General features: G+C 42.6%; 1 protein-coding gene. It reads right to left on the bottom strand.

Annotated elements, in window-relative coordinates; genetic code table 11:
• Positions 1-399: amino acid permease (locus tag CP366_RS10445; protein WP_143469317.1), on the bottom strand; the 399-nt coding region annotated here is incomplete at both ends.

Raw genomic sequence — 399 nt, forward strand, 5'->3', positions numbered from 1 at the left:
CCTTGATTGCGGATGCTGACGAATATATTTTAAATGTGCCAAGATGATAGCAGCCCATACAAAGAGAAAACTCGTGGTAGCAATACTGGAAACAAAAGTAAAAACTCCTTCTGGCATTACTAAGTTTAAGATAGCGGCAATTCCAATAACGACTGCAGAAATAATAACCGCTGTTGCAGGCACCGACCGCTTAGATAAGCGACTAATCTTACGGATAACAGGCCGATGAGCAGTAGAGGTTAACTCAGCTAGCATCCGACCAGTTGTATATAGAGAACTATTACAAGCAGAAGCCGCAGCAGTAATTACTACAAAATTAACGATACTAGCAGCCCCCGGAAGACCGATGTCGCGAAAAACAAGGACAAACGGACTATTGCTTGGTGAAAGTTTACTCCA

Source organism: Lactobacillus sp. UMNPBX15, assembly GCF_002553785.1.
Classification (GTDB): domain Bacteria; phylum Bacillota; class Bacilli; order Lactobacillales; family Lactobacillaceae; genus Lactobacillus; species Lactobacillus crispatus.